General features: G+C 60.2%; 24 protein-coding genes. 3 read left to right on the top strand and 21 right to left on the bottom strand.

Going from position 1 to position 26,092, the window contains the following annotated elements; all coding sequences use genetic code 11:
* Positions 1–54 precede the first annotated feature (54 nt).
* The 10 genes from HMPREF2760_RS04420 to ruvC all read right to left on the bottom strand — a co-directional run bounded on the left by HMPREF2760_RS04420 (position 55) and on the right by ruvC (position 12,754).
* Positions 55–2,163, bottom strand: a complete 2,109-nt coding sequence (locus HMPREF2760_RS04420; protein WP_070563261.1) for a bifunctional metallophosphatase/5'-nucleotidase — start codon at positions 2,161–2,163, stop codon at positions 55–57.
* A gap of 171 nt (positions 2,164–2,334) precedes the next feature.
* Positions 2,335–4,632: a RelA/SpoT family protein gene (locus HMPREF2760_RS04415; RefSeq protein WP_070596720.1), complete on the bottom strand. Its 2,298-nt coding sequence runs from the start codon at positions 4,630–4,632 to the stop codon at positions 2,335–2,337.
* A 34-nt stretch (positions 4,633–4,666) separates the two neighbouring features.
* Positions 4,667–5,221: an adenine phosphoribosyltransferase gene (locus tag HMPREF2760_RS04410; RefSeq protein ID WP_070522126.1), complete on the bottom strand. Its 555-nt coding sequence runs from the start codon at positions 5,219–5,221 to the stop codon at positions 4,667–4,669.
* Positions 5,218–6,828, bottom strand: coding sequence for an ABC transporter substrate-binding protein (locus HMPREF2760_RS04405; protein ID WP_083304487.1), 1,611 nt, complete (start codon positions 6,826–6,828; stop codon positions 5,218–5,220). The genes HMPREF2760_RS04410 and HMPREF2760_RS04405 overlap by 4 nt, the downstream gene beginning before the upstream one ends.
* A gap of 3 nt (positions 6,829–6,831) precedes the next feature.
* Positions 6,832–7,983 (bottom strand): protein translocase subunit SecF, encoded by a 1,152-nt coding sequence (gene secF, locus HMPREF2760_RS04400; protein WP_070563000.1) that lies wholly within the window; start codon positions 7,981–7,983, stop codon positions 6,832–6,834.
* Positions 7,984–7,985: 2 nt separating this feature from the next.
* Positions 7,986–9,833, bottom strand: coding sequence for a protein translocase subunit SecD (gene secD / locus HMPREF2760_RS04395; protein WP_070596718.1), 1,848 nt, complete (start codon positions 9,831–9,833; stop codon positions 7,986–7,988).
* A 186-nt stretch (positions 9,834–10,019) separates the two neighbouring features.
* Entirely contained in the window at positions 10,020–10,352 is a 333-nt protein-coding gene (gene yajC, locus HMPREF2760_RS04390; protein ID WP_070596716.1) for a preprotein translocase subunit YajC, read from the bottom strand.
* A 39-nt stretch (positions 10,353–10,391) separates the two neighbouring features.
* The gene (ruvB, locus tag HMPREF2760_RS04385; RefSeq protein ID WP_070522109.1) at positions 10,392–11,477 is read right to left on the bottom strand and encodes a Holliday junction branch migration DNA helicase RuvB; all 1,086 of its coding nucleotides are present in this window, start codon (positions 11,475–11,477) and stop codon (positions 10,392–10,394) included.
* Positions 11,478–11,492: 15 nt separating this feature from the next.
* Positions 11,493–12,101, bottom strand: coding sequence for a Holliday junction branch migration protein RuvA (gene ruvA / locus HMPREF2760_RS04380; protein ID WP_070596715.1), 609 nt, complete (start codon positions 12,099–12,101; stop codon positions 11,493–11,495).
* A 41-nt stretch (positions 12,102–12,142) separates the two neighbouring features.
* A complete protein-coding gene (gene ruvC / locus HMPREF2760_RS04375; protein ID WP_070562988.1) occupies positions 12,143–12,754 on the bottom strand; it encodes a crossover junction endodeoxyribonuclease RuvC in 612 nt (203 codons plus the stop codon).
* A 156-nt stretch (positions 12,755–12,910) separates the two neighbouring features.
* Between ruvC and HMPREF2760_RS04370 the strand changes: the two genes are divergently transcribed.
* Complete coding sequence (locus HMPREF2760_RS04370) at positions 12,911–13,606, top strand: nitroreductase (protein WP_083304486.1); 696 nt, start codon at positions 12,911–12,913, stop codon at positions 13,604–13,606.
* 6 nt (positions 13,607–13,612) lie between these two features.
* On the opposite strand, the gene HMPREF2760_RS04365 is transcribed toward HMPREF2760_RS04370, so the two are convergent.
* Together HMPREF2760_RS04365 and HMPREF2760_RS04360 are read right to left on the bottom strand one after the other, a co-directional pair.
* Positions 13,613–14,368, bottom strand: coding sequence for a YebC/PmpR family DNA-binding transcriptional regulator (locus HMPREF2760_RS04365; RefSeq protein WP_070596714.1), 756 nt, complete (start codon positions 14,366–14,368; stop codon positions 13,613–13,615).
* 130 nt (positions 14,369–14,498) lie between these two features.
* Positions 14,499–15,365 (bottom strand): acyl-CoA thioesterase, encoded by an 867-nt coding sequence (locus HMPREF2760_RS04360; RefSeq protein WP_070596712.1) that lies wholly within the window; start codon positions 15,363–15,365, stop codon positions 14,499–14,501.
* A gap of 101 nt (positions 15,366–15,466) precedes the next feature.
* Between HMPREF2760_RS04360 and HMPREF2760_RS04355 the strand changes: the two genes are divergently transcribed.
* Positions 15,467–15,949 (top strand): DUF3817 domain-containing protein, encoded by a 483-nt coding sequence (locus HMPREF2760_RS04355; RefSeq protein ID WP_070596738.1) that lies wholly within the window; start codon positions 15,467–15,469, stop codon positions 15,947–15,949.
* A gap of 52 nt (positions 15,950–16,001) precedes the next feature.
* Entirely contained in the window at positions 16,002–17,204 is a 1,203-nt protein-coding gene (locus HMPREF2760_RS04350; protein WP_083304485.1) for a diguanylate cyclase family protein, read from the top strand.
* On the opposite strand, the gene HMPREF2760_RS04345 is transcribed toward HMPREF2760_RS04350, so the two are convergent.
* The 9 genes from HMPREF2760_RS04345 to HMPREF2760_RS04305 form a co-directional block, all read right to left on the bottom strand.
* Positions 17,189–17,647, bottom strand: a complete 459-nt coding sequence (locus HMPREF2760_RS04345) for a LemA family protein (RefSeq protein ID WP_070563239.1) — start codon at positions 17,645–17,647, stop codon at positions 17,189–17,191. The genes HMPREF2760_RS04350 and HMPREF2760_RS04345 overlap by 16 nt on opposite strands.
* Complete coding sequence (locus HMPREF2760_RS04340) at positions 17,648–18,748, bottom strand: glycosyltransferase family 4 protein (protein WP_070596710.1); 1,101 nt, start codon at positions 18,746–18,748, stop codon at positions 17,648–17,650.
* Between the two features lie 18 nt (positions 18,749–18,766).
* A complete protein-coding gene (locus HMPREF2760_RS04335; RefSeq protein ID WP_070596709.1) occupies positions 18,767–19,669 on the bottom strand; it encodes a phosphatidylinositol mannoside acyltransferase in 903 nt (300 codons plus the stop codon).
* Between the two features lie 63 nt (positions 19,670–19,732).
* On the bottom strand, positions 19,733–20,368 hold the full coding sequence (gene pgsA, locus HMPREF2760_RS04330) for a phosphatidylinositol phosphate synthase (RefSeq protein ID WP_070522083.1): 636 nt from the start codon (positions 20,366–20,368) through the stop codon (positions 19,733–19,735).
* Positions 20,361–20,978 carry an ATP adenylyltransferase gene (locus HMPREF2760_RS04325; protein ID WP_070522237.1) on the bottom strand — a complete coding sequence of 206 codons (618 nt, stop codon included), beginning with the start codon at positions 20,976–20,978 and terminating at the stop codon, positions 20,361–20,363. Before HMPREF2760_RS04325 ends, pgsA begins: the two co-directional genes overlap by 8 nt.
* 6 nt (positions 20,979–20,984) lie before the next feature.
* Complete coding sequence (thrS, locus tag HMPREF2760_RS04320) at positions 20,985–23,048, bottom strand: threonine--tRNA ligase (protein WP_070596708.1); 2,064 nt, start codon at positions 23,046–23,048, stop codon at positions 20,985–20,987.
* Positions 23,049–23,141: 93 nt separating this feature from the next.
* Complete coding sequence (locus HMPREF2760_RS04315) at positions 23,142–24,422, bottom strand: Dyp-type peroxidase (protein WP_070596706.1); 1,281 nt, start codon at positions 24,420–24,422, stop codon at positions 23,142–23,144.
* A 64-nt stretch (positions 24,423–24,486) separates the two neighbouring features.
* Positions 24,487–25,170, bottom strand: a complete 684-nt coding sequence (locus HMPREF2760_RS04310; RefSeq protein WP_070596705.1) for a copper chaperone PCu(A)C — start codon at positions 25,168–25,170, stop codon at positions 24,487–24,489.
* Positions 25,171–25,246: 76 nt separating this feature from the next.
* Entirely contained in the window at positions 25,247–25,834 is a 588-nt protein-coding gene (locus HMPREF2760_RS04305) for a copper resistance CopC family protein (protein WP_070562965.1), read from the bottom strand.
* Positions 25,835–26,092: the final 258 nt, after the last annotated feature.

Here is a 26,092-nt window from a genome sequence, read left to right as displayed (position 1 = left end):
CCTTCCACATGAGAAAAGCCCGCACGATAGTGCGGGCTTGTGCATCAGTACAGACTAGATGTTGAACTGCTTGCGCAGCTGCTCAATCAGCTGCTGCACCGGTGCTGGGAGCGCAGCAACCGGCATGTTGATGGCACCAATCACAGCGGCAATGGCGGCAGCGATAGCGGCGGTGATACCCACACCCAAGCCGATGGAGGAAGCTGCATCCTTGGCGGAACCAGTATCCTTCGGGTCCTTCGCGTCGTCGTCACCGTCGAGGGAAATCGGAAGGGCGGCTTCAGTGCCAGCATCGGTAGTAATGAGCAGCTTCTGCTCGCCCTTTAGGCCCTCCGGGATGGTGAGCTTGACGGTTGCGCGGCCACGCTCGCCGAACTGCTCGTCACCGGGCTGTGCTGCGTTGTCAATGTCTGCCTCGGCCTTAGCGTCACCCAGAGCAACGGTGACCTTCTTAGCCTGTGGCTCTTCTGCGTTGGAGTAGTTCAGGGAGGAAAGGTCGACTGTGATCTCCTCCCCCGGCTTCAGGTCACCAGACACGTGGGCACCAATCTGGCCCTGGCCGGTGCGGACCTTGGACTCGCCGGAAGCGATGTAGTCAATCATCGCCTGGGTGTCCATGTAGCCAACGTCATTGCGGTTCTTGATGGAACCGGGCTCAAAGAAGCCATCGCCGCCGGCCTCCGTCTCGCTGGAGGCAAGGAAGGAGGACAGAGCAATGCTGTAGTTCTTCTCCGGGTCAATCGGTTCACCGTTAATGGTGACAGACTTAACGCGCTTGCCCTGCTCAGCCTTCTGGTCGTAGACAACGGTGACGTTGTTGGACAGGCCCAGAGCCAGGCGCGGGCGGGACTGGCCAGGCTTCCACTGGTTCTCCAACGCGGTAATGAAGTCTGCGCCGCTAACCTCCGCGGTGATCACGTAATTACCGAATGGCTGAACGGCAAAGATGTCCTGGTAGGAAACATCACCTTGCTTGAGGTCGGCGCGCACACCGCCTGCGTTCATAACACCGATTTCGATGTCCTTGTCCGTCTGCTTAGATAGAGCAAAGCGCTGGCCATCGGCAATAAAGTTGTTGAGGGTCGACTCCACACCGCGGTTGGTACCGGTGTCCTTGCCCTCATCAGAACCGCGGTACATGGCCTTCTCGGTGGTACCAGCAGTCTTGGCACCCTCAATCTCCGCTACCTTCTTTGCTTCCTCGACGATCTTAGCCACCTCGGGGTCGTCTTCGAGGCCCTGCAGCTGGGCGAAGACCTCTGCGTTGGCCACGTCGTACTGCTTGAGATCAATCTTGGTGATTTTCTTCTCGGCTTTGTCGAAGGTGATGTCGGCGTCGTTAAGCACCTTGCCGTACTCGTAGCCCTGTGCCCAGTACAGCGGCATTGCCCCCTCACGAGCAACCTCGCCCTGGGTCTTAACGTGAGTATCACCGCCAAAGAGGATATCCACATCCTTGCTGAAGCCCTCCGCGTACTGCTGAGCGTCCTCGTGCATGAGCGCCACAACGACGTCAGCCTTGCCGGATTCCTTCAGTCGGCTGGCTTCCTTATTGGTGGCCTCGACCGGGTCGGAGAACTCGACGCCCGGGATGGACGCAGCGGACACCTTGTACTTGGTGTTCTCGGTGACGGTACCAACGAAGCCCACCTTCACGCCGTCTACCTCCTTGACGAAGGAAGCATCGAGCAGGGGCTTGCCATCTTTGGTGACGTTGGCGCCCAGGATCGGGAAGTTGGACTGGTCCTTGATACGGCCCATCAGGTCATCGGTGCCCTTGTCGAACTCGTGGTTGCCCACGGCCGTGACATCGAGATTCATAGCATTGAGGGCCTCGTTGGTGTACTTGTCCTCAGAAATCGCAGACACAAAAGCGGAACCACCAACGTTATCACCGGAGGAGGTCAAGGCGTACTCCTGGTCCTTGTTGACGGCCTTGATGAGCGCAGCCATGCGAGCAGCGCCCATCTCGGAGTAGCCAACCAGTTCCTCGGATTCCTTGTCAAAGTTTTCGGCCAGCTCAAGGTGGCCGTGGAAGTCGGTGAAGTTGGTGACGGAAATGGTCACCTGGTCGGCCTCAGCGGCGAAGGCAGGCGCGCCGGAGACGGCAACGGCGGTGACGGTGGTGGCGGCCAGAAGCTGGCCAAAGCGACGGAAGTTCACGTGGATCTCCTGGGTATGAGAGAAATCTTGTCCACGTGTTTATAACGCATCCATCACGATTGCGCAGCGCTTGCTGACGCCACGACCAGCGCGTTCACCAAACATCTCCCCTAGTTTCACCCAGGCGCAACCTCCCGTTCAGCCACACACCCCCGGTTGAGGGGTGATGCCTTAAGCCGTGACGCGATAGACGTCGAAGACGCCCTCGGTGTTACGCAGGGTTGTCATCAACTGCCCCAGCTGCTTGGTGTCAGAAACCGAGAAGGTGAAGCGCACTGTCGCAATGTGGTCATCGCCGCGATTGGAGGTCATCGACAATACGTTGAGGCTCTGATCGCTAAAGATGCGGGTGAGCTCAAAGAGCAGACCTTGACGGTCAATGGCCTCTAGCTGCAGCGTTGCGGAGAAGGCACCGGAAGACTTCGGCCCGCCAGCCCACTCCACCTGCATCATGCGCTCAGGTTCGGACTTGAGCTTTTCAGCATTGGTGCAGTCAGCTCGGTGCACGGACACACCGCCGCCGCGGGTCACGAAGCCAAAGATGGCGTCACCAGGCACAGGCTGGCAGCACTTCGCCAGCTTGGCCATGACGTCCGGGCTGCCCTCCACCAAGATTCCGGTGCCGGATGCGGAATCCTTCGTGTGCTGAGCGCGGGAATTCTCCAGCTCGCTGAGCGGGGTACGAGAAGCCAAGGCATCGACTGCATCGTCCCTGTCTCCGAAGAGCGCCATGAGCTGGTTGGCAACGTGCTGAGCTGAGACATGGCCGGCGCCGATGGCGGTATAGAGCGCATCCACATCCGGGTAGTGCAGCTGCTCGGCTACCTGCTTCATCGAGCTAGCGGTGAACAGCCGGTGCATGGGCAAACCGCCACGCTGGACCTCGGCGGCCAAGGCATCCCGCCCGGCTTCGAGGTGCTCCTCGCGGCGTTCCTTGGCAAACCATTGCCGCACCTTCGTCTTAGCCCGTGGCGAGACCAAGAACTCCTGCCAATCCCGCGAGGGACCCGCATTCGGATCCTTGGAGGTGAAAATCTCAACTTTATCGCCGGATTTCAGCTCCGATTCCAATGCCACGAGCTTGCCGTTGACCTTGGCACCAATGCACCTATGGCCTACCTCCGTATGCACCGCATATGCGAAATCCACGGGGGTGGAACCAGCGGGCAAATTGATCACGTCACCCTTCGGGGTAAACGCAAAGATTTGCTTGGCGGTCAGGTCATAACGCAGAGAGTCCAGGAACTCGTTGGGATCGGCGGCTTCCTTCTGCCAATCCAACAGCTGGCGCATCCACGCCATCTGATCCACTTCTTCTTGGTGGCCGGAATTCCTGCCCTTGGTCTCCTTATAACGCCAGTGTGCCGCAACGCCAAACTCGGCGTTGTAATGCATCTCGTGCGTGCGCACCTGCACCTCAAGGGTGGAGCCGCCGTCCGCGATAACGGTGGTATGCAGCGACTGGTAGACGCCGAAGCGTGGCGAGGAGATGTAATCCTTGAAGCGCCCCGGAAGAGCCTGGTACAACGAGTGCACCACGCCGATGGCGGCGTAACAGGAGTTGATGTCGTCGACGAGGATGCGGATTCCGACGAGATCGAAGATCTCCGCAAAGTCACGCCCACGAACGATCATCTTCTGATAAATCGACCAGTAGTGCTTCGGGCGCCCCATCACCTCGGCTTGAATGCCGTTTGCCTTGAGGGCTTGGCGTACCTGGGCCTTGATTTCCTTGAGCGCTTTATCGCGTGAGGGAGCGCGATCTGCCACCATGCGCACGATCTCGTCGTACTTCTTGGGATACAGAATGGCGAAGGCAAGATCTTCGAGTTCCCACTTAACGCTTGCCATACCCAAGCGGTGAGCAAGCGGCGCAATGACGTCAAGGGTTTGCCGCGCCTTCTTCGCCTGCTTCTCCGGCGGGAGGAAGCGCATGGTTCGCATGTTGTGCAGGCGATCGCACACCTTGATGACGAGCACGCGCGGGTCCGTAGCCATAGCCACGATCATCTTGCGAATCGTCTCAGCTTCAGCGGCGGCGCCGAGAGCGACCTTGTCGAGCTTCGTTACGCCATCGACCAACCGGGCCACCTCGGGACCGAAATCACGGGTGAGGTCCTCCAGCGAATAGTCAGTATCTTCCACTGTGTCGTGCAGCAAGGCCGCCGCAACGGTCGTGGTGTCCATGCCGATCTCCGCCGCGATGGTTGCCACCGCAAGCGGATGCGTAATGTAAGGCTCGCCGGATTTGCGGAATACGCCCTCGTGCAGCCGCTCCGCCGTCGCATAGGCCTTGTTGAGAAGCTCCGCGTCTGCCTTCGGGTGAAACTCCCGGTGGATAGACATCAACGGGTCCAGCGCCGGATTGATCTTTACGCGACCGCCCGTCAGCGAGCGCGCCAAGCGGGCGGACATGCCGCGCACACTACCCGGCCGCCACGCAGTCTTGTCCTGCTTTTCAGTCGTCATGTCTGCCTCCGCGAAGTAGCTTAGGCATACAACCTTAGTCCTTTGCTCCCATCTGATTGAGCACAATCAATGGGGAACCTTGCAGTCGCTCACGTCCTTGGAGCCCATTGACCTCCAGAACCACGACATTGCCCGCTACTTCCGCGCCCGCTGATTCCAGCAGCAATGCGGCTCCGTGGAGGGTACCGCCGGTGGCGAGGACGTCGTCGACAAGCACGATGCGCTTGCCCTTAATGTCAATACCACTGTTTGGGATCTCCAGCGCTGCCGTGCCGTACTCCAGCTCATATTCCTGGGTCAACACGGGTGGCGGAAGCTTGCCCTTCTTGCGGATGGCGAGGATTCCCACCCCCAACTTGTACGCCACGGCGGAACCAAGAAGGAACCCGCGCGCATCGAGGCCACCGACCAAATCGGCACCGAGCTCCTTGCAGGCCTCAGCCAAGCCATCGACCACGGCGGCGAAGGACTCCGCATCTGCCAATACCGGGGTCAGGTCCTCAAACAGGATTCCCTCCTCCGGGAAGTCTTGGACAAGGCGGACCTTATCCTTCAAGGCTTGTGCTGCTGCGACGTAAATCTCGCTCACGACTCTTCCTTAGTTTCGGCTGCTGTTTGTGGGGTATAGCTCCAACGGTCGAGGTTCCACCCGATACCCGCAGGGCCAGTGTAGGGCACCACGCCTGTCACAGCGCGGTCAGTGATAAAGGTCCGGGGCTGCGCGGAGATGGGAATAGACGGTAATTCCTCCCACAAATCCTGTTCCAACGTGCGCAATGCCGACGCATTCTTCACGCTGGAGGCGGGAGCGGAATGCTCACGCATCGGATCTACTGCCCCAAGGTAGACGTCGATCTCCGGCTGGCCTGTCGCGGGATCCGCGGACAATTGTTCGCGGGAAACACGGTCTCCGGAGCGGTCTTCCACGGTGATTCCTGCGGGCTCGCAGGCCGCGCGCAACTGCTCAACCATTGCCTTATAGCGAGGGTTGGGAGCGAGGTAGCCTACACCGATGGTGTAACCGGACAGACCCGACGCAGCTGCGTTGTCGACGGGGACTGTTGTTAGCGAGGCCATCTGGGCCGCAACTGGATCATCGTTGCGCACCGTGCGCACGGTGACGGCAGGAACATCCACGCCTGATTCCTTGGAGGAGGCCTGCGCCAAGCGCTGCGTATCCACGCACGCGGCGAAGGCGGCGCGTGCCCACGGCTGGGCAAAAATCCCAGCCTCCGAGAAGACCAGAGTGTCAGTCAGGCTACCCGCTACGGACTTGACGTCCACCGGCTTCCCCTCGGCATTGCGGTCCAACCACGAGGGTGAAGCCGTGGGTGACTCTGCAACGCGAAGCTCGTCTGAGGCTACAAACGCTGCCGCATCCGCGCTGCTGGGCAACATGACTACTTCACGCACGGCAGGCTTGTCGCCGTAGTAGTTGTCATTCGGCGTCAGAACGATTGAGCCATCATCCTCGACGCGGTCAATCTGATATGGCCCGAAAGAAACCTGCATGTCCGGGTCAAAACGCCCCGGTTCCGTCGAAAAGCCATCGCGCCAAGCCTCCGCCACTGGTTGCAAGGTTGCCATGTCCTGAGCATGAAGCGCCGCGTTAAGCTCTTCGACGCTCATCCCCGCCCGCTTAGCCATCACGTGCGCTGGGAGAACCGTGCCGGGGCCAAACAAGTAGCGCCACCGCGACCCCGCATCGGGCGTAAACCACACGGTGAATTTCTTGCTACGGGGCGCGCATTCCACTTCGCTGACCTCTTCCATCAGCGGAAGGTGGGAGCCAAAGGTCTCACTCAGCTGGCCAGCGGTGTAGGCCAAGAGGTAATCGTCACAGGTCACTGCCTCGCCGTCGGCGAAGCGAGCCTGCTCCGTCAGCGTGAAGTCCACGTGTGCCCCGGTCTCATCGCCGTCGGGAGCAAAATACTCCGCGTGGGCAAGATCTGAGTTGGGCACCATCTGCCCGGCTGGGCCCGGTACGTACAGCGCAGGATAGACGCGGCTTGCTAGCTGGGCAGCCCCGACGGCATCGCCCCACGCGGAGGCTGCGTTACTAGTAGCAAGGGGGGAATCGCTCAGCACCGCGAAACGTGGTGCGGACGAGTCCTCCCCCGCACTCTCCTCATTAGAGCCGCACGCTGTCACGGTGAGGGCTAGGGCCAGCAGTGCCGCGACTGGAGATGTACGCACGGCTTAACGCCCGGGGCGCCAGGACGCCCCACCGGACTCGTCAGTAGGTGGCTCGGGCTCAGAATGCGAAGCCGCGGATGGGGAAACGACGGTGCGCGTAGCCTTCGTTTCCGCATCGCCTTCGCCTGCCTCCGTAGGCTCGCCCTCCGCACGGTAGGCGGCAACCACGGCGTTGTGCTTCTTCACGCTCTTTCGCTGGTTCGACAAAGTCACCAGAAGCGTCGTAGCGAGGAAGATTGAGGAGAATACGCCCTCGATAACGCCAATGAACTGCACAAGAGCAAGATCTCGCAGTGTGCCGATACCCATCAGCCATACGGCGACAACGAACAGAGCGATGATCGGCAGGGCTGAGATAATAGACGTGGAGATCGAACGCATCACCGTCTGGTTAATGGCCAAGTTGGTGAGCTCCCCATAGGTCTTCTTGCGCTGGCCTTCCAATCCCGTCGTATTCTCGTCCACCTTGTCAAAGACAATGACGGAGTCGTAGAGGGAGAAGGTCAGCACCGTCAGCAGACCAATGATGACTGCCGGGGACACCTCGATGCCAAAGAGCGCATAGATACCGGCAATGAACACACCATCAAAAATGAGGGCAAGAATTGCCGCAAAGGCCATGTCCCGCTGCAGGCGGACCGCCACGTAAATGGTGGCCAGCACGAGGAATACGGCCATCGCGATGACCATGCGCTTGGTAATCGACGAGCCCCATGATTCCGACACCGTCGAAGAACCGATCGCATCCGGGCTCGGCTTACCGTTGTCATCCTTGACCTGATACTTCTCAAAGATGGCTTGGCGGGCCTGATTAACCTCATCCTGGCTCAGACGCTCGGAGGTGATTTCCAGCGTCTCCGAGGAACCCGCGCCCACGATCTGCACCAGCTCTGGGGTAACACCGGTGGCCTCTGTAAAGGTTTCCTCTACCTGTTCGGTGGACAGATCCCCAGCTGGCATGTTGAGCTTCGTGCCTCCCTCAAAGTCCAGAGACAGATTGAAGCCACGAAGTGCAATAGCCAAGATGGAGGCGATGAGCAGCACACCGGCGATGGTGTACCAGGTCTTGGCCCGACCAACGAAGTCAAATCCACTGCCGTCTACGTAAAGACGGTCAAAGCGGGAAATCTTGCGGTTAGTAGTTTCGACAGCCATGATTACTTCTCCTCATCCGTAGCAGTAGCGACGGGTTTCTTGGCCGGTTTGGCATAAAAGCCGCGTTCGCGGCGCTCCTCCACGAGGTTGTAGATGCCGCCGAGGCCGTTCATCGACGGTTTGGCAAAAGCTGGGCGGCTGCCAAGGAGCTGCATCAGCGGCGCCATGATCAGGAAGGAAACGATGAGGTCGAAGATGGTGGTCAAGCCCATGGTGAAGGCAAAGCCCTTGACGGCGCCAATAGAGAGGAAGTACACCACGACGGAGCCAATAAGCGTCACGGCCTTACCCGTGACAATCGTTGCCCGCGAGCGCTCCCAACCCGTGCGGGTGGCAGACCGGAATGTGCGCCCGCCCAGGATCTCATCCTTCATACGTTCGTAGTAGACAACGAAGGAATCGGCCGTGGCACCAATACCAATGATCAAGCCCGCCATGCCAGAAAGATCAAGCGAGTAGCCGATCCACCGACCCAGCAGGACCAGGGCACCGTACAGCATGACGCAGGTCGTGACGAGCACCAACAGCGCCACCGAAGACAGAGCGCGGAAATAGTAGATGGAGTACAGCGAAACCAGAATCAGGCCGACGATGCCGGCGATGAGTGCTGCCTCAAGGGCGGCCTTGCCCAGTGACGGCGGCACGGTCTCCACCGTTCCGCCCGGCTCGCCATTGGAGCCGGTAAAGGACAGCGGCAGTGCACCATAACGCAGGTTATTTGCCAGGTTCTGTGCTTCCTCCTGAGAGAAATCACCCGTAATGGAGGTAGCTGCACCAACCGGGGTCGCGCCCTGGATTACCGGAGCAGAAATCACGCCGGAGTCGAGGGTGATGGCCACCTGCTTTTGCAGGTACTCCTGGGTCAAGGTGGACCACGTCTGCGAACCGTTGGGACCATCGCCGGTCTTGAAGGCGAAGCTGATCTCCATCTGGCCGGTCTGGGAATTCAGGCCGCCCTGAATCGGAGAGTTGCTATCGATCTCGTTACCAGTCAGACGGGTTCCGTTCGGATCCTCAATACCGTCCAGAAGCGGAGCTGGCTTGAGCAAGTAGGGCTGCTGATTAGAGTAATCGCAAGCCACCAACGGCTTTGCCGGGTCATCGGTTCCGGCCAATGGGTCGGATTCCGCGTCACACGTCATCAAGCCCAGTGCTGCCGTTTGTTGGGTGGGATCCTCAGACTGGCGGTCCTTAAGCAGAACCTCAGTAACCTTATCGCGGCGCTCAGATTCCTCGAGAGAGTTCGCCGGGGCCGGAAGCGGCTTCTCACTTACAGTAGGAGCCGGGGTCTTCTTTTCGTCCTTCTTCTCCCCGCCTTGGGCGGCTGCATCTGCGTTCTGGTTGAGCGCATCGTGGATGGAGGCCAGCGCCTTATTGGCCTGCTCTGGCGTCACGACTCCGTACTTGACCCAGCGGTTAGCCGTATCAGTCATGGACTTCTCAAGCTTGTCCATATCCGGCATGGGCTGCTCGCCCACCGGGCGGAACAGCAGCTGAGAAGTTTGGCCCACTGCCTGCGCCTGGGAAGCATCTTCGCCCGGAACAGTAATCACCAAGCTAGAGCCGCTGATGACGACCTCAGAGCCGGAAACACCCATGCCGTTCACACGCTGCTCGAGGATGGTGCGCGCCTGCTGCAGCTGCTCCTGGGTTGGGTCCTCACCCTGCGGAACCAGGGTTACGCGAGTACCACCCTGTAGATCAATGCCGAGCTTTGGGGTAGGCGACTTATCACCGGTCAGAAATATCAGTGCGTAAATCACGATGACAATGAGCGCAAACAGCGCTATCGCGCGCTTAGGCCATTGCCGTTGACGGCTGCTAACGCCACCACGTTTCGAAGCGGACACAAAGTTCTCCTGTGTTGTGTGGAACAGGGCTAAAAATCATAGGTCATGGTAGCCATCTCCACGACGCGATTGAGCGCCATGATGCCACCATGACTAGAGCACAGTCCACCATCGTACGTCATGGACCGCGGTTTTCCTTAACAGGCTTAAGGTGAGGCGCCCGCAGTGTGACGAGCGCAACTCGAATTAGAGCTTCGGGAAGCGTTCGTCGTTGTCGCCCTCCGCCTCAGCCGGCGCATCGTTGACCGTGCCAGCCTGTTCAGCAGTTCGCACGATAGCCATCGTGTCGAAGGTAATCACGGTGCCGCCTTTAACGCGCAAATCAACCTGCTGCTTACCGGCTTCCACCACGGTGCCGTGCAGGCCGCCGGCGGTAATCACCTCTTGGCCAGGCTTCAAGGAGGATTGCAATTCTTGCATCTGCGCTTGGCGTTTGCGCTGAGCGCGCATTGACATAAAGCTCGGCAAGATAACGAGAATTGCGAGTACGAGGAGTAGAAGAATCTGGGTTCCGTTCATAAGTGGTCAGTGTGCCAGACCTCCCCGTCTCTGGGCCAATTAGAAGAGGGTCCCGCCCACCGTTCCCTCGGGCGCCTCAAGGCCTAGGTGGTGCCATGCCGCCGCAGTCGCGACACGGCCTCTGCCCGTTCGCGAGATCATCCCCGCGCGCACGAGGTACGGCTCGCACACCTCCTCCACTGTCGACGGCTCCTCGCCCACCGCGATGGCCAGAGTATTGACTCCCACGGGGCCACCACCGTGCCCTTTAATGAGAGCCTCGAGTACCGCACGGTCAAGGCGGTCCAGCCCACGTTCGTCCACATCAAAAACCCGCAGCGCTGCTTGTGCTGCGCCAACATTGATGTGACCATCCCCATTGACCTCGGCGTAGTCACGGACGCGGCGCAGGAGGCGGTTGGCAATACGCGGAGTTCCGCGCGACCGAGATCCAATCTCCACCGCAGCATCTTGGTCAATGTCAACCTCCAAGATTCGCGCTGCGCGGGTGATGACCTGGGTGAGGTCCTCGGTATCGTAGTACTCCATTTGCGCGGTGAAGCCGAAGCGATCACGCAACGGCCCGGTCAGCATTCCGGCGCGAGTAGTCGCCCCCACCAGGGTAAAAGGCGGAATTTCCAACGGGATAGAGGTAGCCCCTGGGCCCTTGCCCACGATGACGTCAATACGGAAATCCTCCATCGCCATGTAGAGCATTTCTTCAGCCGGGCGGGCGATGCGGTGAATCTCGTCGATGAAGAGCACATCGCCCTCCATCAAATTCGACAACATCGCTGCCAGGTCACCTGCTCGCTCCAGAGCAGGCCCCGAGGTCATACGAAGCGAGCTTCCCAGCTCTTGGGCGATGATCATCGCCATCGTCGTCTTGCCCAGTCCGGGAGGGCCGGATAGCAACACGTGATCTGGCGTTACGCCGCGATTTTTCGCTCCATTAAGCACAAGGGATAGCTGCTCGCGCACCTTAGGCTGGCCAATGAACTCGCCGAGCGACTTCGGACGCAACGAGCGCTCAATATCGTGCTCGCCCTGTTGCTCGGTGGCATCCATATCCTGGTTGCGCTGGAGTGGAGAGTTAAGCTCCACCCCGTCCGGCAGTGAGAATTCTGTGCGTTCTACGTCTGACATGTCACCCACTCTCCCCTATTTCTTGGACCCCAGCTTGCTGAGTGCTGCGCGCAGCACCACTGGTGTCGCCGCCTCAGGTTTTTCAGCCACAACTGATTCCACCACGGGGCGGGCCATTTTGTCCGTAAAGCCCAACCCGACGAGCGCCTCAACAACATCCTCAACAACCGGTCCGGACGCGGTCTGCGCAGCAACCGAAGAATCGCCGCCATCCACAGAAGCAAAAGCTTGAACCTTGTCCTTGAGCTCAAGAATCAATCGTTGTGCAACTCGTTTGCCCACACCCGGAATCTTTTGCAGGCGTGCTGTCTCCTCCCCCGCAATCGCCTGAGCTAAATCGCCGGCGCTCATCACCGACAGGGCGGCCAAGGCCAGTTTTGGCCCCAACCCAGAGACCGTCTGGAGCACGTGGAACATGTCGCGGTCCTCGTGGCTCGTGAAGCCATACAGCGTCATCGAGTCTTCCTTCACCACGAGCGTAGTCATAACCCTGGCCTCTTCACCGCGCTGGAGCGTCCCCAACGTGGCCGGGGTGGCAAGGACCTTATAGCCCACGCCGGCACATTCGAGCACGGCGTGATCAAGCTGGATGTCGAGGACTGTTCCGCGCAGAGATGCAATCATTAAATAAAAATTCCTTGGTTCGAAGGGTTATGCCAGTTAGCTTAAGAGGTTGACTTTGCCGCGCGAGAGACAGACGCGGTACGCGGTGAAGAACCCCGTACCCCGCTTGTTCGTGCGCCCGCCCCTATGCCGGCGCTCGTGTCACCGCCACTCATCCATGCCAGCGCTGGAGCACGCCAGCAGTGACAGACCGCAAGGGCCAAAGCATCCGCCGCATCAGCCGGCTTGGGGGCCTCACTCAGCCCCAAGATACGGGTAATCATGGCTGTCATCTGTTTCTTGTCAGCGCGCCCATTTCCTGAAATCGCCTTCTTCACCTCGGAGGGCGTGTACATGTGCACAGGAATATCGCGCTCTGCTGCCGCGAGCACCAAGACTCCGACGGCATGAGCGGTCTGCATGACGGTTGACACTTGGCCGCGTTCGAATACGCGCTCGAGCGCCACGACATGCGGCTGGTAGTCATCCATCCATTCCCTCACCGCCACAGATAGCCGCTTCAGGCGTTCCCCCAACTCTTTGTCACTGGGGGTGCGCACGACACCTACTGCGATGGGAATAACCGCGCGCCCACGTCCTGCTTGGACAACGGACAGGCCGCAGCGCGTCAATCCAGGATCAATACCCATGACGCGCAGCCCTTCCAAATTCACGGCCGCCTCCTCGCCCTACTGATGAACTCACTTGCCTGGGGCATAGTGTACACACATGTGTTCTAGCGCAATCAGCGCCCTGCGAACGATGCCTGCCAAATCAGTCAGGCCCATCCCATCTGTTTCCTCTTCATCACCGCGGGTAGAGTGGCGCGCATGTCTCAACAACCAAATGACTATTCAGGCTTTATCCGATCCCGTCATTCCCCGCGGGCGTTCCTGCCGGATCCCATCCCCACTGATGTCATCGAGCAGGTGCTTATCGACGCCCAATCCGCGCCTTCCAATTCCAACACTCAACCGTGGAACGTACACCTCGTGGGCGGCGCTGCTTTGAAAGAATTAAGCGCCGCGCTGATCGCGGAGTTCGATAAGAACGGAATTAATCCAGACTTCACGATTGACTATGGCCAGGGAGTCTACCCGCAACGCTCGCAGCAGCTCGCCGCCAAGATGTACGGGCTGCTCGGCATTGCGCGCGAGGATAAAGAGGCGCGCACGGAGTTCATCCGCGAAAACCTTCGTTTCTTCGGCGCCCCGCACGCGGCGCTGCTTTTCATTCCACCGCTGGGTGATCGCATTCGCGCTGCCTTCGATCAAGGCACCTATGCTGAGAACTTTTTGCTCTCGCTGCAGGCACACGGCTATCACGGTGTCCCACAGGGCATGATTTCACTCCTCGCACCCACGGTCCGTGAATTCCTCGGGGTGGACGATGAGTACAAGCTCGTCACCGCTCTCGCCTTCGGCGTGGCCGATGAATCCAGCCCTGTGTTCAAGACTGCCCCGGGGCGCGCGCCGTTATCAGAGACGGTGACGGTACATGGCCTGGAAGGCCTTAAGTTCAGCTAGAAGCCCTTAGTCCTCGTCGAGCTCGGCGAGGACCTCATCGCTGAGGTCCATGTTGGTGTAGACGTTCTGGACATCGTCCGAATCCTCAAGCGCATCGATGAGGCGGAAGATCTTGCGGGCATCATTTGCCTGCAGCGGAACCTCAACGGACGCGCGGAAATCGGTGTCGGTGTCATCAACTTCGATGTCAGCAGCAACAAGGGCCTCGCGCACGGCCGGAACATCACCCGGTGCACAGGTGATCTCGAACTTCTCGCCGTTGTCGTTGACCTCCTCGGCGCCAGCTTCCAGCACAGCGAGCAGGATGTCATCTTCGCTAAGCTCACCCTTATCCACCATGACCAAGCCGGTGCGGGAGAACATGTACGCGACGGAACCGGACTCGCCGAGGTTGCCGCCGTTCTTGGACATCGCGGTACGAACGTCGGTGGCTGCGCGGTTGCGGTTATCCGTCAGGCACTCGATGAGCATGGCCACACCGTTGGGGCCGTAGCCCTCGTACATGATGGTCTCCCAATCTGCGCCGCCGGCCTCTTCGCCGGAGCCGCGCTTGCGGGCACGCTCAATGTTGTCGTTCGGAACGGAGGCCTTCTTGGCCTTCTTAATCATGTCATCGAGGGTGGGATTCGCCGCCGGGTCGCCGCCGCCGGTGCGGGCCGCCACCTCGATATTCTTAATCAGCTTGGCAAATTCCTTGCCGCGCTTGGCATCGTTGGCAGCCTTCTTGTGCTTAGTCGTTGCCCATTTGGAGTGGCCTGACATGTCATCCCTTTCGATATGGCTGTGCAATAAATTGCTAGAAACTGGTGCAATTATACGGCCTCACGCCACGTACCTCCGCACAGGGGGTACGCGTGGAAGCCTCATTCCTAACTGTCGGTTCGCTGTAGCATCACACATTTTGCCAATTGCCGTTGGCGCTGGTGCCTTCACTTTCAGGATGCATGGTCCGCGTTAGCCCCTCCTGCATGGCCAACGCGAGTAGCTCCCCGCGTTGGTTGTATATCTTGCCCTGCGCAAGACCAGTCCCGGTCTGTGCTGAGGGACTCGACTGTGAGTACAACATCCATTCATCGACCCGGACCGGACGCAAGAACCACAATGAATGATCCAAGCTGGCTAGTTGGATCCTCTCCCCTTGGTGCGGGAGCAGCGCTGAGCGAATCAACGTCATGTCGGACATGTAGAGCAGCGCCGCTTGATGGAGGGACGGATCGGGGGCGTCGGCAAGCAAGGCACCCGTGTTACGGAACCAGATATTTCGAAACCCAGCGCCTGTGGTTTCCGCGGCGACGTCATCGCGGGATGCGTCGGGGACCAGCCTCACGTCCCAGTCTTCCCACTCCTTCAAGATGATCCGGGTGGAGTACGGGGATTCTGTAATGCTCTCCGGCGGCGGCACCTGCGGCATGCCTGCCTGATGTTCCGGGCCAACATCGCCTGACGCGTGGAAACCAGCGCTGAGCATGAAGATCATGCGGTCCTTTTGGTAAACGCGCACATGGCGATGCGCAAAAGAGCGGCCATCCCGTATCCGCTCCACGCGGATGGTTGTGGGCGCACTGGAGTCACCAGGCCCCACGAAGTAGCAGTGCATGGAGTGCGCCAACTTGTCATCAACGGTGAGCTGCGCCGCCCGAAGCGCTTGCGCCATGGTTTGTCCCCCAAAGGTGCGAGCGATGAGCGAGGGAACCGCGGGGGCGCGAAATTCGTCATCGCCAATCCGCTCGATGTCGACTGCTTGAGCCACCGATGCCATCTTTACTCCATTTCCATCGCTGTTATGGCGCCCGCCACACTCACTCCGACCATCCTACTCACGAGCTGATCTGCTCCTGGGAGTTGCGTACTATGTTCCGCATGACTTCAACCACCCCGCACAGCGTGCACCGCGTGGCCGCCTACCTAGAAATGATCACGTGGGGTCTGCTGATCCTCTCCATGATCCTCAAGTACTCCGGCACCACCGAGGCGCTCACACCGATTGCAGGTGGCATCCACGGCTTCGGCTTCCTCTGCTTCCTGCTCATGACGGCCCTGGTGTGGATCAACAACCGGTGGCCGGTGGGGGTTGGAATCCTGGGCCTGGTAGTGACCGTGATTCCCTTCGCGGCGCTACCCTATGCGGTCTGGGTATCTCGGCGCGGACTCGTTGATGGGCCGTGGCGCTTTACCGACGACGCGCAGCCGCACGGCTTCTTCGATTCGGTTTTGGCACAGGTCATCCGCCACCCAGTGCGCAGCGCGCTCATCGCGCTACTCGTCGTCGCCGTAGTGTTTAGCATCCTGCTCGTGTTGGGACCACCCGTTGATCTAGAGTCCGCCATTGAAAATAATCGCTAAAACTCCAAGTATTTGGGCTGGCTGGGTCCTGGCGCGACTTCTCCTCGTTTACATGCTCGTCAACGACACGGACCCGCTCGGAGACGTTCGGTATTACCTCGAGGGCGTCTTTGGCGATAATCCTCAAGACATGACGGAGTATCCGCAGGTCGGAACCTGGCCGAGCGTCCTGCTCGCGTGGCTTACTGGCTACGACTTTGAGCGCTATGCCATCGGTTTTACGGCCATGGTGCTGCTTGCCGACGCCACCTTCCTCGCCCTCCTCCTGCGCCATCACCGCGACAACCCCGCAGCGTATAGCGCCGGATGGTTTTGGGTGTTTTTCGGCACCGCGGCAGGCCACGTTTTCGCGTGGCGGCTGGACCTCTATCCCGCCTTGCTCGTCGCCGGTGCGGGCGCACTTCTGGCCACCCGCCCGCGTCTTGCCTCGGCTTTGTTGGCCTGGGCCACCGCAGCCAAGCTGTGGCCCGGAGTCCTCGCTGCCGGGCTCGTCGGACGCGCAACCTCTCGTGGTACTTGGCAGCGGCTGTCCGCTTTTTTCGGAAGCCTCGCCGCCCTCTGCCTCGGCGTAGCTGCGATAGCCGGTGTGGATAGGTTGCTCTCTCCTCTGACATATCAAGGTCAACGCGGCCTCCAGATTGAATCTCTAGCCGCCACCTGGTTCGTCTACCAAGCCCATCACCAGCCTGGAGTGTGGACGATGGAATACGCGGCGTCGAAAAGCTTTGAGATCTCCGGGCCTGGTGTCGATACGGCGATTACTGTGAGCACCATCGCGATGGGTGCCGCGCTCCTCTGGATCATTGCAGTAGCGCTCGTTCACTTTCTGGGCGGCGGGTGGAGCCCACGCTCCACACTTGTTTTCTTCATCGCGGCAATCCTGCTGCTTATGGCGACGAATAAGGTCTTTTCTCCGCAATATATCGTGTGGCTTGGGCCGATTCTGGCGGTGGCGCTCCGCTCCCCCGTCCCCGTGGAGTCTGCTTCCTACCGAAACAAGGCCGCTAGTATCGCTGGGGTGCGCGCCATCATGGCAGTACTCGCCGTGGGAACAGCAGCCCTGGGAACCGTCATCTACCCCTATGGCTATGACTACATCTGGTTCTTTGTGGGCGAAAACCTCAACCCGGTGTACGCACTCGTGTTGCGCAACCTCCTCATCCTGGCGATGACCGCTTTTGCTCTGTACTGGTACTCCCTCGAGTCCCGCGTGGCGCGGGCTCAACAGTCCCAGGTGGATCACACCTCAATCTGACTCAGCTCGAAATACTCCGGCAGCTTCGCCGTGCCTCCCAAGCGCAGCAGCTTGACGGCCGGGCGCAGGCGCAGCGCGCGGGTATCGCTGACCGCCTCGTTGTAGAAGCGGTGAGCTAAGTGGATGCGCCCTTCGGCGTCGGCAAGCACGGCTGGGCGCGCCTCAAAGCGCTGCGCGATGGCCGCCGACAGCTCACGCTCCCGGGTGGCCCGTTCATCGAAACTCCCCTGCGCAAGCTCCGTCGCCTCTGCGCGCGCCGCAATGCCCTCGAGCTCGGGAGCTAGGGCGCTAACCACCGCCGCGCGGCGATCCAGCGTGGCCTCAAGCTGAGCCAGGGCTGCGTCGGTGCGGATATGGAGGGAGTTCAGCCGCTGCGCCGTATAGAGCGCCCACATCCCCAGGATGAGGAGGACGGCAAGAGCAATGACAACTTCAATCGGCATTTAAGACACCCGCACTTTCGTGCCATCCGCCACCGTCTCGTACACGCGCATGACGGCAGCGGCCACATGATCCCAATCGTATTCGCAGGCGCGCTCCACCCCTGCCTTGATCAAGGCCTGTCGCTTGTCCGTATCGTTCACTACATCCTGCAGCACGCGCGCCAAGTCCGTAGCGTCGCCGGTTCTGAACAAGGCACCAGCAGGTTCTTCCGAGTCGGCATTGCACACTGCAGCGAAGGCCTCTAAATCCGAAGCCACCACTGCACAGCCAGCTGCCATTGCCTCAACCAGAACGATGCCGAAGCTCTCGCCGCCGATGTTGGGAGCTACGTAGATATCGGCACGCCCCAAAATGGCTGCCTTTTCGGCATCGCTGACGCGCCCCACAAAGTCGACTCCCGGAACGCTCCGCGGATGACCGCCGCCCATGACTGTCACCCGCACCTTCTCTGGGAGCAGGGTGAGGGCCTCAAGAAGAATGTCCAGGCCTTTTCGCGGCTCATCGAGACGCCCCAAGAACACGATCTCAATCTCTGAATCATTCTCTTTATGCTCGGCACAAGCACGCTCGCGCGCATATACAGAGGTATCTACCCCATTGGGAATGAGCACGGGGTCACCGCCCAACTGCTCTACCTGCCAGCGGCGAGCCATCTCTGAGACTGCAATGCCTCCCCGGATCTTTTCCAGGTAGGGGCGCAGGAAAGGTTTGGCCAGCGTCAGCACCACGGAGCTTGATGCCGAGGCATGATATGTCGCCACGATAGGGCCACGTGCCGCTGCCAGCGCAGCCATGGAATAGCTCGGGGAATTCGGCTCGTGGATGTGTAGGATGTCGAAGTTTCCCTCGCGAATGAAGCGCTTGATGTTTCGGCGCACGTGCGGTCCGATAGACAGGCGAGCCACCGAGCCGTTATAGGTAATTGGCACGGCCCAGCCACCCTTGCGCACAAAGCGGGGCACCTGCGTGCTTGTCGACGCCGGCCCCAGCACCTCCACGTGGTGCCCCTGCTCAATGAAGACAGTGGCTAGGTCAAGGATGTGGGCCTGAACTCCGCCGGGTTCGTCGAAGGAATAGGGGCAGATAATACCTATGCGCATGGAGTGTGTTCTGCCTTTCTACTTCTTGTGGCGAGCAGCGCGCCGGCGCTCGACGTCCGCATTCCAGTGCGGTTGCAACATGTGCCAATCTTCGGGGTGCGCCCGGATGTTTTCTGCGAAGCCGTCCGCAAGGCGCTGGCACGTCTCCTGAAGAGTCGTGACCTCAATCTCGGGGCTGACGGACAGCCCCCAACCTTTGCCGTCGAACCACGAATGCACCACGTGGAGAGCCGCCCCTGTTTCAATGGCGAGTTGGGCGGGGCCGGCGGCAACGTTGGCTTCTTCGCCCATGAAGTCTACGGGCACGCCGGTGCGCGTGAGATCACGCTCGGACAGCAAACACACCACTCCGCCCCGTTCCAAGGCATCCTTGAGGCGCGGATAAGGCGAAGAGCTGCCTCCTGTCAGCGGCAGAACAGTGAATCCGAGGCTCTCGCGGTAGTCCACGAAGGCATCGAAAAGCACCTCCGGCTTTAAGCGCTCAGCCACCGTAGTAAAGCCGCCATAGTGGCCCACACAGAAGACGCCCGCCATGTCCCAGTTGCCTGAGTGCGGCAGCGCAAAAATCACCCCGCGCCCAGATGCCACCGACTCATCCGAGTACTCCTTGCCACGCAGGCCAGCCAGCAACCGCTTCTGCAGTTCAGGGTCCGAGTGGATGGCCGGCAAGCGGAAGGCCTCGAGCCAGTAGCGCATGTAGGAGCGCATCGAGTTCCGCACCAGCTCCCGCGTAACGTTTTCGGGCCCCACAACCCGGTTCAAGTTCTGGCGCAGCTGCTCCATGCCCTTGCCGTTGTCGCTAGCCCAGTCCGCGCCCCGCTCGAAGAGCCAGGCAGCGAGAGGCTGCGGGAGGAAGCGCACGACCTTCCAGCACGCGATGTACGCGGCGGCGGTCAGCCGGTCACGATCCAGTAGAGCCACGGTTCAGGAGCCTTTCTGTGCGGGCCGGGGGCGCGATACCTTCCGGTGGGAGCGGGGATTGAGCTATAGGTGCTTCAGTTCCTTCTTAAAACGCGCCTTGGTGTCCTGACGCGCCGCTTGGCGCATGCGCTGGTAAATGGTGAAGATAGACCCCACAGCCAGCAGCCACAGGGCGACTTCCAGCGCATAAGGCACGCCCAGGCCTTCCAACCCCACGCCGCCGAGTCCTAGGATGAGGCGCTCTGGGCGCTCGACGAGGCCGCCAACCATCTTGAAACCGGAGGCCTCGCCGCGCGCCTTGACATAAGAGATGACCTGGGAACTAACCAGCACCACCATGCAGGCGGCGAAGTTGATGGGGTGAGCGTTGTCGACGTACACCATCCAGTAAGCGATCGCCGCGAACAAGGCACCGTCAGTAATGCGGTCGCAGGAGGCGTCGAGAGTAGCACCGAAGTTGGAGCCACCCGTGGTCAGGCGCGCCATCGTGCCGTCGAGCATGTCGAAGGCCGCGAAGAGACCCGACAACAGCGCGGCGGCAAAAAGGTGATCAAGTGGGATGAGGATGACCGAAATGGCAATGGTGACGATCGTTCCCACAATGGTGACGATATTCGGGGTCAGGCCCATCTTGAGGAAGAGCTTGGCCACCGGGACCACAACCACGGCGGCGGGTTTGCGCCCGTGAACACTAAGCATGCGCTTCTCCTGAGATGATTCCTTCGGCGGCGAGCTCCGCCCATCCCTGAGCAAGAAGGGAACGGGTGTCTTTGAGGAGCTGCGGCAACACTTTAACGCCATCCACAATAGTCATGAAGTTTGAATCTCCGCTCCAACGCGGAACGATGTGCATGTGCAGGTGCTGCCCCACCGATCCGCCCGAGGCCCGCCCCAGGTTAAAACCGGCGTTGACGGCATCGGGGCCGGACACCTTCTTCAGGACCCGGATGGCGGCCTGGGCAAACTGGAAGAGCTCGCGGGACTCCTCCTCGGTGAGGTTTTCCAGCTCAGATTCCTGGCGGTACGGGATGACCATCATGTGGCCGGCGTTATAGGGATAAAGGTTGAGCACGCAATAGACAAGCTCACCGCGGGCAACGATGAGCCCGTCCTCGTCCGACATCTGTGGGATCTCCACGAACGGGTTACGGGCTTCCTTTGGCACGTCGCCGGCGCCGCCCTCACGCTTGATGTAGCTCATACGGTACGGCGCCCACAGGCGCTCTAAGCGGTCGGGGGTTCCCAGGCCGGTATCGACGTACTCTCCCACTCTGTGTGTGCTCCCTTTCTCAGCTCTGTCTAGATGCATCTGCACCTAGACACGCTCGGCGATGGTTTCCTTGGTCGGTTGATCGTTGTTGCGCTCACGCACCCAAGCCTCGATGACGTTGACTGCAGCTTCCACCGGCACGCCGTTAACTTGCGTGCCGTCAAGGAAACGGAAGGACACGGCGTCTGCCTCAACGTCGCGCTCGCCCGCCAGCAACATGAACGGGACCTTGCCAGTGGTGTGGTTGCGGATCTTCTTCTGCATGCGGTCGTCGGAAGTATCGACGTCAGCGCGCAGGCCGCGGGAGCGTAGCTCGGCGCATACCTTCTCGAGGTGCGGGGCGAAGGTATCCGCCACCGGGATGCCCACCACCTGGTGCGGGGCCAGCCATGCCGGGAAGGCGCCGGCGTAGTGCTCCAGCAGCACGCCGAAGAAGCGCTCAATGGAACCGAAGAGCGCGCGGTGAATCATGATCGGGCGTTGCTTGCTGCCATCCGACGCCGTGTACTCCAGCTCGAAGCGCTCCGGCAGGTTGAAGTCCAGCTGCACGGTAGACATCTGCCAGGTACGGCCAATGGCATCGCGAGCCTGGACAGAAATCTTCGGGCCATAGAAGGCCGCGCCCGCCGGGTCCGGAACCAGCTCAAGACCGGACTTCTCCGCCACGGACTGCAGAATAGCCGTCGAGCGCTCCCAAATCTCATCAGAACCGACGTACTTATTCGGATCCTTGGTGGACAGCTCCAGGTAGAAGTCGTCCAAGCCGTAGTCCTTGAGCAGAGAAATGATGAACTCCAGAACCTTGGTCAGTTCATCTTCGAGCTGCTCAGGGGTGCAGTAGATGTGGGAGTCATCCTGGGTGAAGCCACGGGCGCGAGTCAGACCATGAACAACGCCGGACTTTTCATAGCGGTACACCGTACCGAACTCGAAGAGGCGCAGCGGCAGCTCGCGGTAAGAGCGGCCACGAGAAGCGAAGATGAGGTTGTGCATCGGGCAGTTCATCGGCTTGGCGTAGTAGTCCTGCGGCTGCTTGGTGCAATTACCGTCCTCATCCCACTCGCCGTCGAGCTGCATCGGCGGGAACATGCCATCGGCGTAGAAGTCCAGGTGGCCGGACTTCTTGAAGAGGTCTCCCTTGGTCAGGTGCGGGGTGGACACGAAGGAGTAGCCATCAGCGATGTGACGACGGCGGGAGTGCTCTTCCATCTCCATGCGCACGGTAGCGCCATTGGGGTGGAACACCGGGAAACCGGAACCGATCTCATCCGGGAAGGAGAACAGGTCCAGCTCGGCACCCAAACGGCGGTGGTCGCGCTTTTCCGCCTCTTCCACCATGGTCTTGTAGGACTCAAGTGCTTCCTTGGATTCGAAGGCGGTGCCATAAATGCGCTGCAGGCCAGCCTTGGACTGGTCGCCGCGCCAGTAGGCAGCAGAGGAACGCGTCAGGGTGAATGCCGGGATGTACTTGGTGGTCGGCACGTGCGGACCGCGGCAGAGGTCAAACCACTCCACCTCGCCGGTGCGAGGGTTCACGTTGTCATAGTGGGTCAGGTCTCCGGCACCAACCTCGGCAGCCTCATCGGAATCAGGGGCCACGTTGCCCTTGTCCTGGACCAGCTCGAGCTTAAATGGCTCGGCAGCAAGCGCCTGCTCCGCTTCCTCCGGGGAGGAGTAGACATGGCGCTCGAAGCGCTGGCCGCCCTTGATGATCTTCTTCATGCGCTTCTCAATGGCCTTAAGGTCCTCCGGAGTGAAGGGCTCTGCGGTCTGGAAGTCGAAGTAGAAGCCGTTCTCGATGGCCGGGCCGATACCCAGCTTCGTACCGGGGAACTCCGCCTGCACGGCCTGGGCCATGACGTGCCCGCAGGAGTGGCGAATAACGGCGCGGCCGTCTTCCTCGCAGGCAGCAACCGGGGTGAACTCGGCGTCAGTGTCCGGCGTGTGGGAGAGATCGTAGAGAGTACCGTCGGCGCCGCGGACGACGACGACAGCTTCGGGGCCCTTGTTGGGCAGCTCATGCTCGCGCATCGCTGCTCCCACGGCAGTACCGGCCGGGACCGTGATCGGCTCGTAGTTCACCGGGACTGCTGGAATCATTTCCGCCATGACTTGTTGCGCTCCTTTGCGCTCACGCGCCGCTCGACATACCTGGCCGAGCAGCACTCAACGAGAAAGTTACAGCGGCTTAGTCTACCCCTCTTAACTGCGGATGAGCGATTCGCCCCAAAAGGTTTCGCCCTCAGTTCCGGCCGGCATGTAGTACACGGCCGAGCCGATGTGGGTAATCCACTCATTGAGGCGATCCGCTTTGTCGAGGCGCGCCTGAATGGGCTCGAACTGGGCCGTAGGGTCCTTCTGGTAGCAAATGAAGATCAATCCAGCGTTGCTGAGTTCACCACGCTTGGTGGTCTCCGGGGAGGGCGGAAGGTTGTAGTTATACGGACGGCGCAGCAGCTTCTGATGAGGAGAGTCGGCCGGCGGATGCGCCCGGGCAACATGTGAGTTTTCATCAATGGCCTTGAGGCCAAACTCGTTTCGCGCGTCCAGGTCAACCTCGTCGAACTCGTCCTTGCCACCTAGAGGTGCGCCGGTATCGAGAGCTCGGCCCGTAGCGTTTTCGCGCGCAGCACGATCAAGTTGCTCCCACGTATCGAGGTTCATGTGGATGCGGCGAACCACCATGGCGCTGCCGCCGGCAAAGGGGCCGTCCTCGATCCACACTTGCTCATTGAAATCTTCATCGCTTCGCGGGTTGACCGTGCCGTCTTTTTGCCCAAAAAGGTTGCGCGCGGTTGTGCCCTTCGGTGCGGAACCATAAGCGTGGCTAAACCCCTGTTGAATCCACGCGACGTCGGCGTAGTCTTTACCGGCACGAGTCATATGCCGCAGCACATAGGCCGCGGTGAAGGCATCATCACTGCAGATCTGTAGGACGATATCGGTCTGCCCCCATTCAGGGCGCAAATCATCGTGTTCAAAGTCCTGGATATCTCGCAGCCAGCTGGGCTTGGCGACGCCCACCGTGTCAAAGAATCCTTCCCCCCAACCGCACGTGACGGTGAGGTTTGCCGGGGTGGTAGACAATTCAGGCTCGAGGCTACCCAGCGGGTTCTCGCCGGTGCACAGGCGGCGGGCGTCCTCCGTCCACAGACGCATGAGTGCGGCCGCGCCGCGTGCGGTGGTCTCCTTCTTCAGGTTGAAGCCGACCAATTCCACGTGCGCCTGGACCGGGGTTTGGATGCCAGCTTGATGCTTGCCATCGAAGGCGACGATATCGCCACCCATGGTTTCCTCGCGGCGCTCCGGCCCGGTGCTTCCGGCGTCACCGGCCTGCGCTGCTTGGGAAGCATCTGCAGACTCCGCCGAAGACTGCCCTGGCTCCTCCCCCTTCGCGCAACCAGCGAGGGCTACCGCGCTTGCAGCCACAGCACTTCCGGCGAGCAATCCACGCCGGCTGACAGGTTCCTCGAACCCGCTCATCGTTGATGTCTCCCTATCTCGTGAGAACCGATAACTTGCCTACCTTGGCCCAGAGAACGCTTTTCTAGTGAGCGTGCTCTTCCGTCTTCATGCCCGACATGTCTGCGGACTCTGAGTGGTCCATGTGATCACCATGCTTCATGTCGCCATGGTCCATATCGTCGCCGTGATCCATGCCGCCCATATCGCCATAGTTCTCGTCGCCTGCACCGATGGAACGCACGGGGATGTCGCCCAGGTCGACCGTGGAGCCATCGCTAAGCTCCAGCGTCAGTGTGGCGGTCTCGCCAGCCATAACAGGCTCTGTAACACCCATCAGCATGAAGTGGAAGCTACCCGGTGCGAGCTCAACGGATTCGCCAGCGGGCAGATCAAATCCACCTTCTTTTTCCTGCATGACGCCATCGACGACCTCATGGATCTCGTAGTGCTCCGCCTTCACCGAAGAGGTAAAGCCAACCACGTTGATGTCCTTGTCCGTGTGGTTGTGGAGTGTGCCGAAGATCGCGGTCATATCCGAATCCTTCTCCATGGCGCGCACGACAGCATCCTCGACGGTCACACCGGACTCAGCGGAGGAAGAAGCCGAACCACTGGTCGCTGCTTCCTTGTCCTTCTCAGCGCTGGCTGCTGCGCTCGATGGGGCTGCGGTGGAATCTTCCTCGCTCGTCGAGCAGCTTGCCAGTGTAAGGCCGGCAGCCGCAACGGCAACCACGGAAGCACGGAGGAAAATACGGGAATTCAGCATGTGACATGCCTTTCTGCAGTAACAGTAGTGAAATAAAATGCGGTTTGACTCTCGCATCATCAGAACCGTGTGGTGCTTAGCCTTCTGGGTCTTCTCCGCCAGAACGGCGGGTCTTTGCTCCGAAGGCGAAAAGGGCTGCGCCGACGACGAGAACTGCTCCTACACCAATGATCCATTTGGCCGCGGTAGGCAAAGAACTCAGGGGATCCTGAGACTCTTCTGCATCGTCGCTTTCCTTGGCACCATCGGCAGAAGCATCTGCAGTCTTATCTCCCCCAGCCCCGGAGGCCACGCTAAATGGCACGGAACCGAGTGTGGAGTGCCCATCGGAGGACGTAATGCGGAAACCTACTTGGTAGTCACCATCACCGGGCTCGACGTCCTGGGGGACTTCGACGGTGAGGTTTCGGCCGTCAATGGTCGGGGTTGCGTCAAAGAGAACGTCGCCGCTTGTCTTATCGCTCACGGCAAAGGTGTTGAAGTTGTCCTTTGGAATACCAGAGAATTCCAACGTGATTTCGCGGGGGAATTCCTCCAGCGGCGTATCACTCACAACGTTGCCGCCTATGACTGAGTCATGTGCCGCCGCTAGTGGCGCGGACAGCCCGACCGCGAGGCAGGCTGCCCCGGCAGCAATCCCTGTGGTGACCTGACGCAGCTGCATGTCCAGAACAACTCCTTGATGGTCTGATGAAACTTTTGGTTGAAGGTTCCCTCATCCTATCGCCGGGAGGGATCCTCGAGCCAATCCTTACCCCGCACGGATTGTGCGAGGTTACCAAGTAGTCGTTGCATGCAGTGGAAAAGTTCCCTGGACCGCCCCTAGCCATACACCCCGGCAAACAAGAAAACGAAAAGTGCCCCTCCATAGTGGAGGGGCACTCGACGTGGAGCGGATGACGAGACTCGAACTCGCGACCCT

Origin of the sequence: Corynebacterium sp. HMSC065D07, assembly GCF_001810695.1 — a bacterium.
Lineage (GTDB): Bacteria > Actinomycetota > Actinomycetes > Mycobacteriales > Mycobacteriaceae > Corynebacterium > Corynebacterium hesseae.
This window is presented reverse-complemented; position numbering and strand designations above follow the sequence as displayed.

Excerpts from the sequence above, each read along its gene's own strand:
- HMPREF2760_RS04415 (WP_070596720.1), bottom strand. The coding sequence starts at position 4,632 with ATGACGACTGAAAAGCAGGACAAGACTGCGTGGCGGCCGGGTAGTGTG.
- secF (WP_070563000.1), bottom strand. The coding sequence starts at position 7,983 with ATGGCTGTCGAAACTACTAACCGCAAGATTTCCCGCTTTGACCGTCTT.
- yajC (WP_070596716.1), bottom strand. The coding sequence starts at position 10,352 with ATGAACGGAACCCAGATTCTTCTACTCCTCGTACTCGCAATTCTCGTT.
- ruvB (WP_070522109.1), bottom strand. The coding sequence starts at position 11,477 with ATGTCAGACGTAGAACGCACAGAATTCTCACTGCCGGACGGGGTGGAG.
- ruvA (WP_070596715.1), bottom strand. The coding sequence starts at position 12,101 with ATGATTGCATCTCTGCGCGGAACAGTCCTCGACATCCAGCTTGATCAC.
- HMPREF2760_RS04370 (WP_083304486.1), top strand. The coding sequence starts at position 12,911 with ATGTCTCAACAACCAAATGACTATTCAGGCTTTATCCGATCCCGTCAT.
- HMPREF2760_RS04365 (WP_070596714.1), bottom strand. The coding sequence starts at position 14,368 with ATGTCAGGCCACTCCAAATGGGCAACGACTAAGCACAAGAAGGCTGCC.
- HMPREF2760_RS04360 (WP_070596712.1), bottom strand. The coding sequence starts at position 15,365 with ATGGCATCGGTGGCTCAAGCAGTCGACATCGAGCGGATTGGCGATGAC.
- HMPREF2760_RS04355 (WP_070596738.1), top strand. The coding sequence starts at position 15,467 with ATGACTTCAACCACCCCGCACAGCGTGCACCGCGTGGCCGCCTACCTA.
- HMPREF2760_RS04350 (WP_083304485.1), top strand. The coding sequence starts at position 16,002 with ATGCTCGTCAACGACACGGACCCGCTCGGAGACGTTCGGTATTACCTC.
- HMPREF2760_RS04345 (WP_070563239.1), bottom strand. The coding sequence starts at position 17,647 with ATGCCGATTGAAGTTGTCATTGCTCTTGCCGTCCTCCTCATCCTGGGG.
- HMPREF2760_RS04340 (WP_070596710.1), bottom strand. The coding sequence starts at position 18,748 with ATGCGCATAGGTATTATCTGCCCCTATTCCTTCGACGAACCCGGCGGA.
- pgsA (WP_070522083.1), bottom strand. The coding sequence starts at position 20,368 with ATGCTTAGTGTTCACGGGCGCAAACCCGCCGCCGTGGTTGTGGTCCCG.
- HMPREF2760_RS04325 (WP_070522237.1), bottom strand. The coding sequence starts at position 20,978 with ATGCATCTAGACAGAGCTGAGAAAGGGAGCACACACAGAGTGGGAGAG.
- thrS (WP_070596708.1), bottom strand. The coding sequence starts at position 23,048 with ATGGCGGAAATGATTCCAGCAGTCCCGGTGAACTACGAGCCGATCACG.
- HMPREF2760_RS04315 (WP_070596706.1), bottom strand. The coding sequence starts at position 24,422 with ATGAGCGGGTTCGAGGAACCTGTCAGCCGGCGTGGATTGCTCGCCGGA.
- HMPREF2760_RS04310 (WP_070596705.1), bottom strand. The coding sequence starts at position 25,170 with ATGCTGAATTCCCGTATTTTCCTCCGTGCTTCCGTGGTTGCCGTTGCG.
- HMPREF2760_RS04305 (WP_070562965.1), bottom strand. The coding sequence starts at position 25,834 with ATGCAGCTGCGTCAGGTCACCACAGGGATTGCTGCCGGGGCAGCCTGC.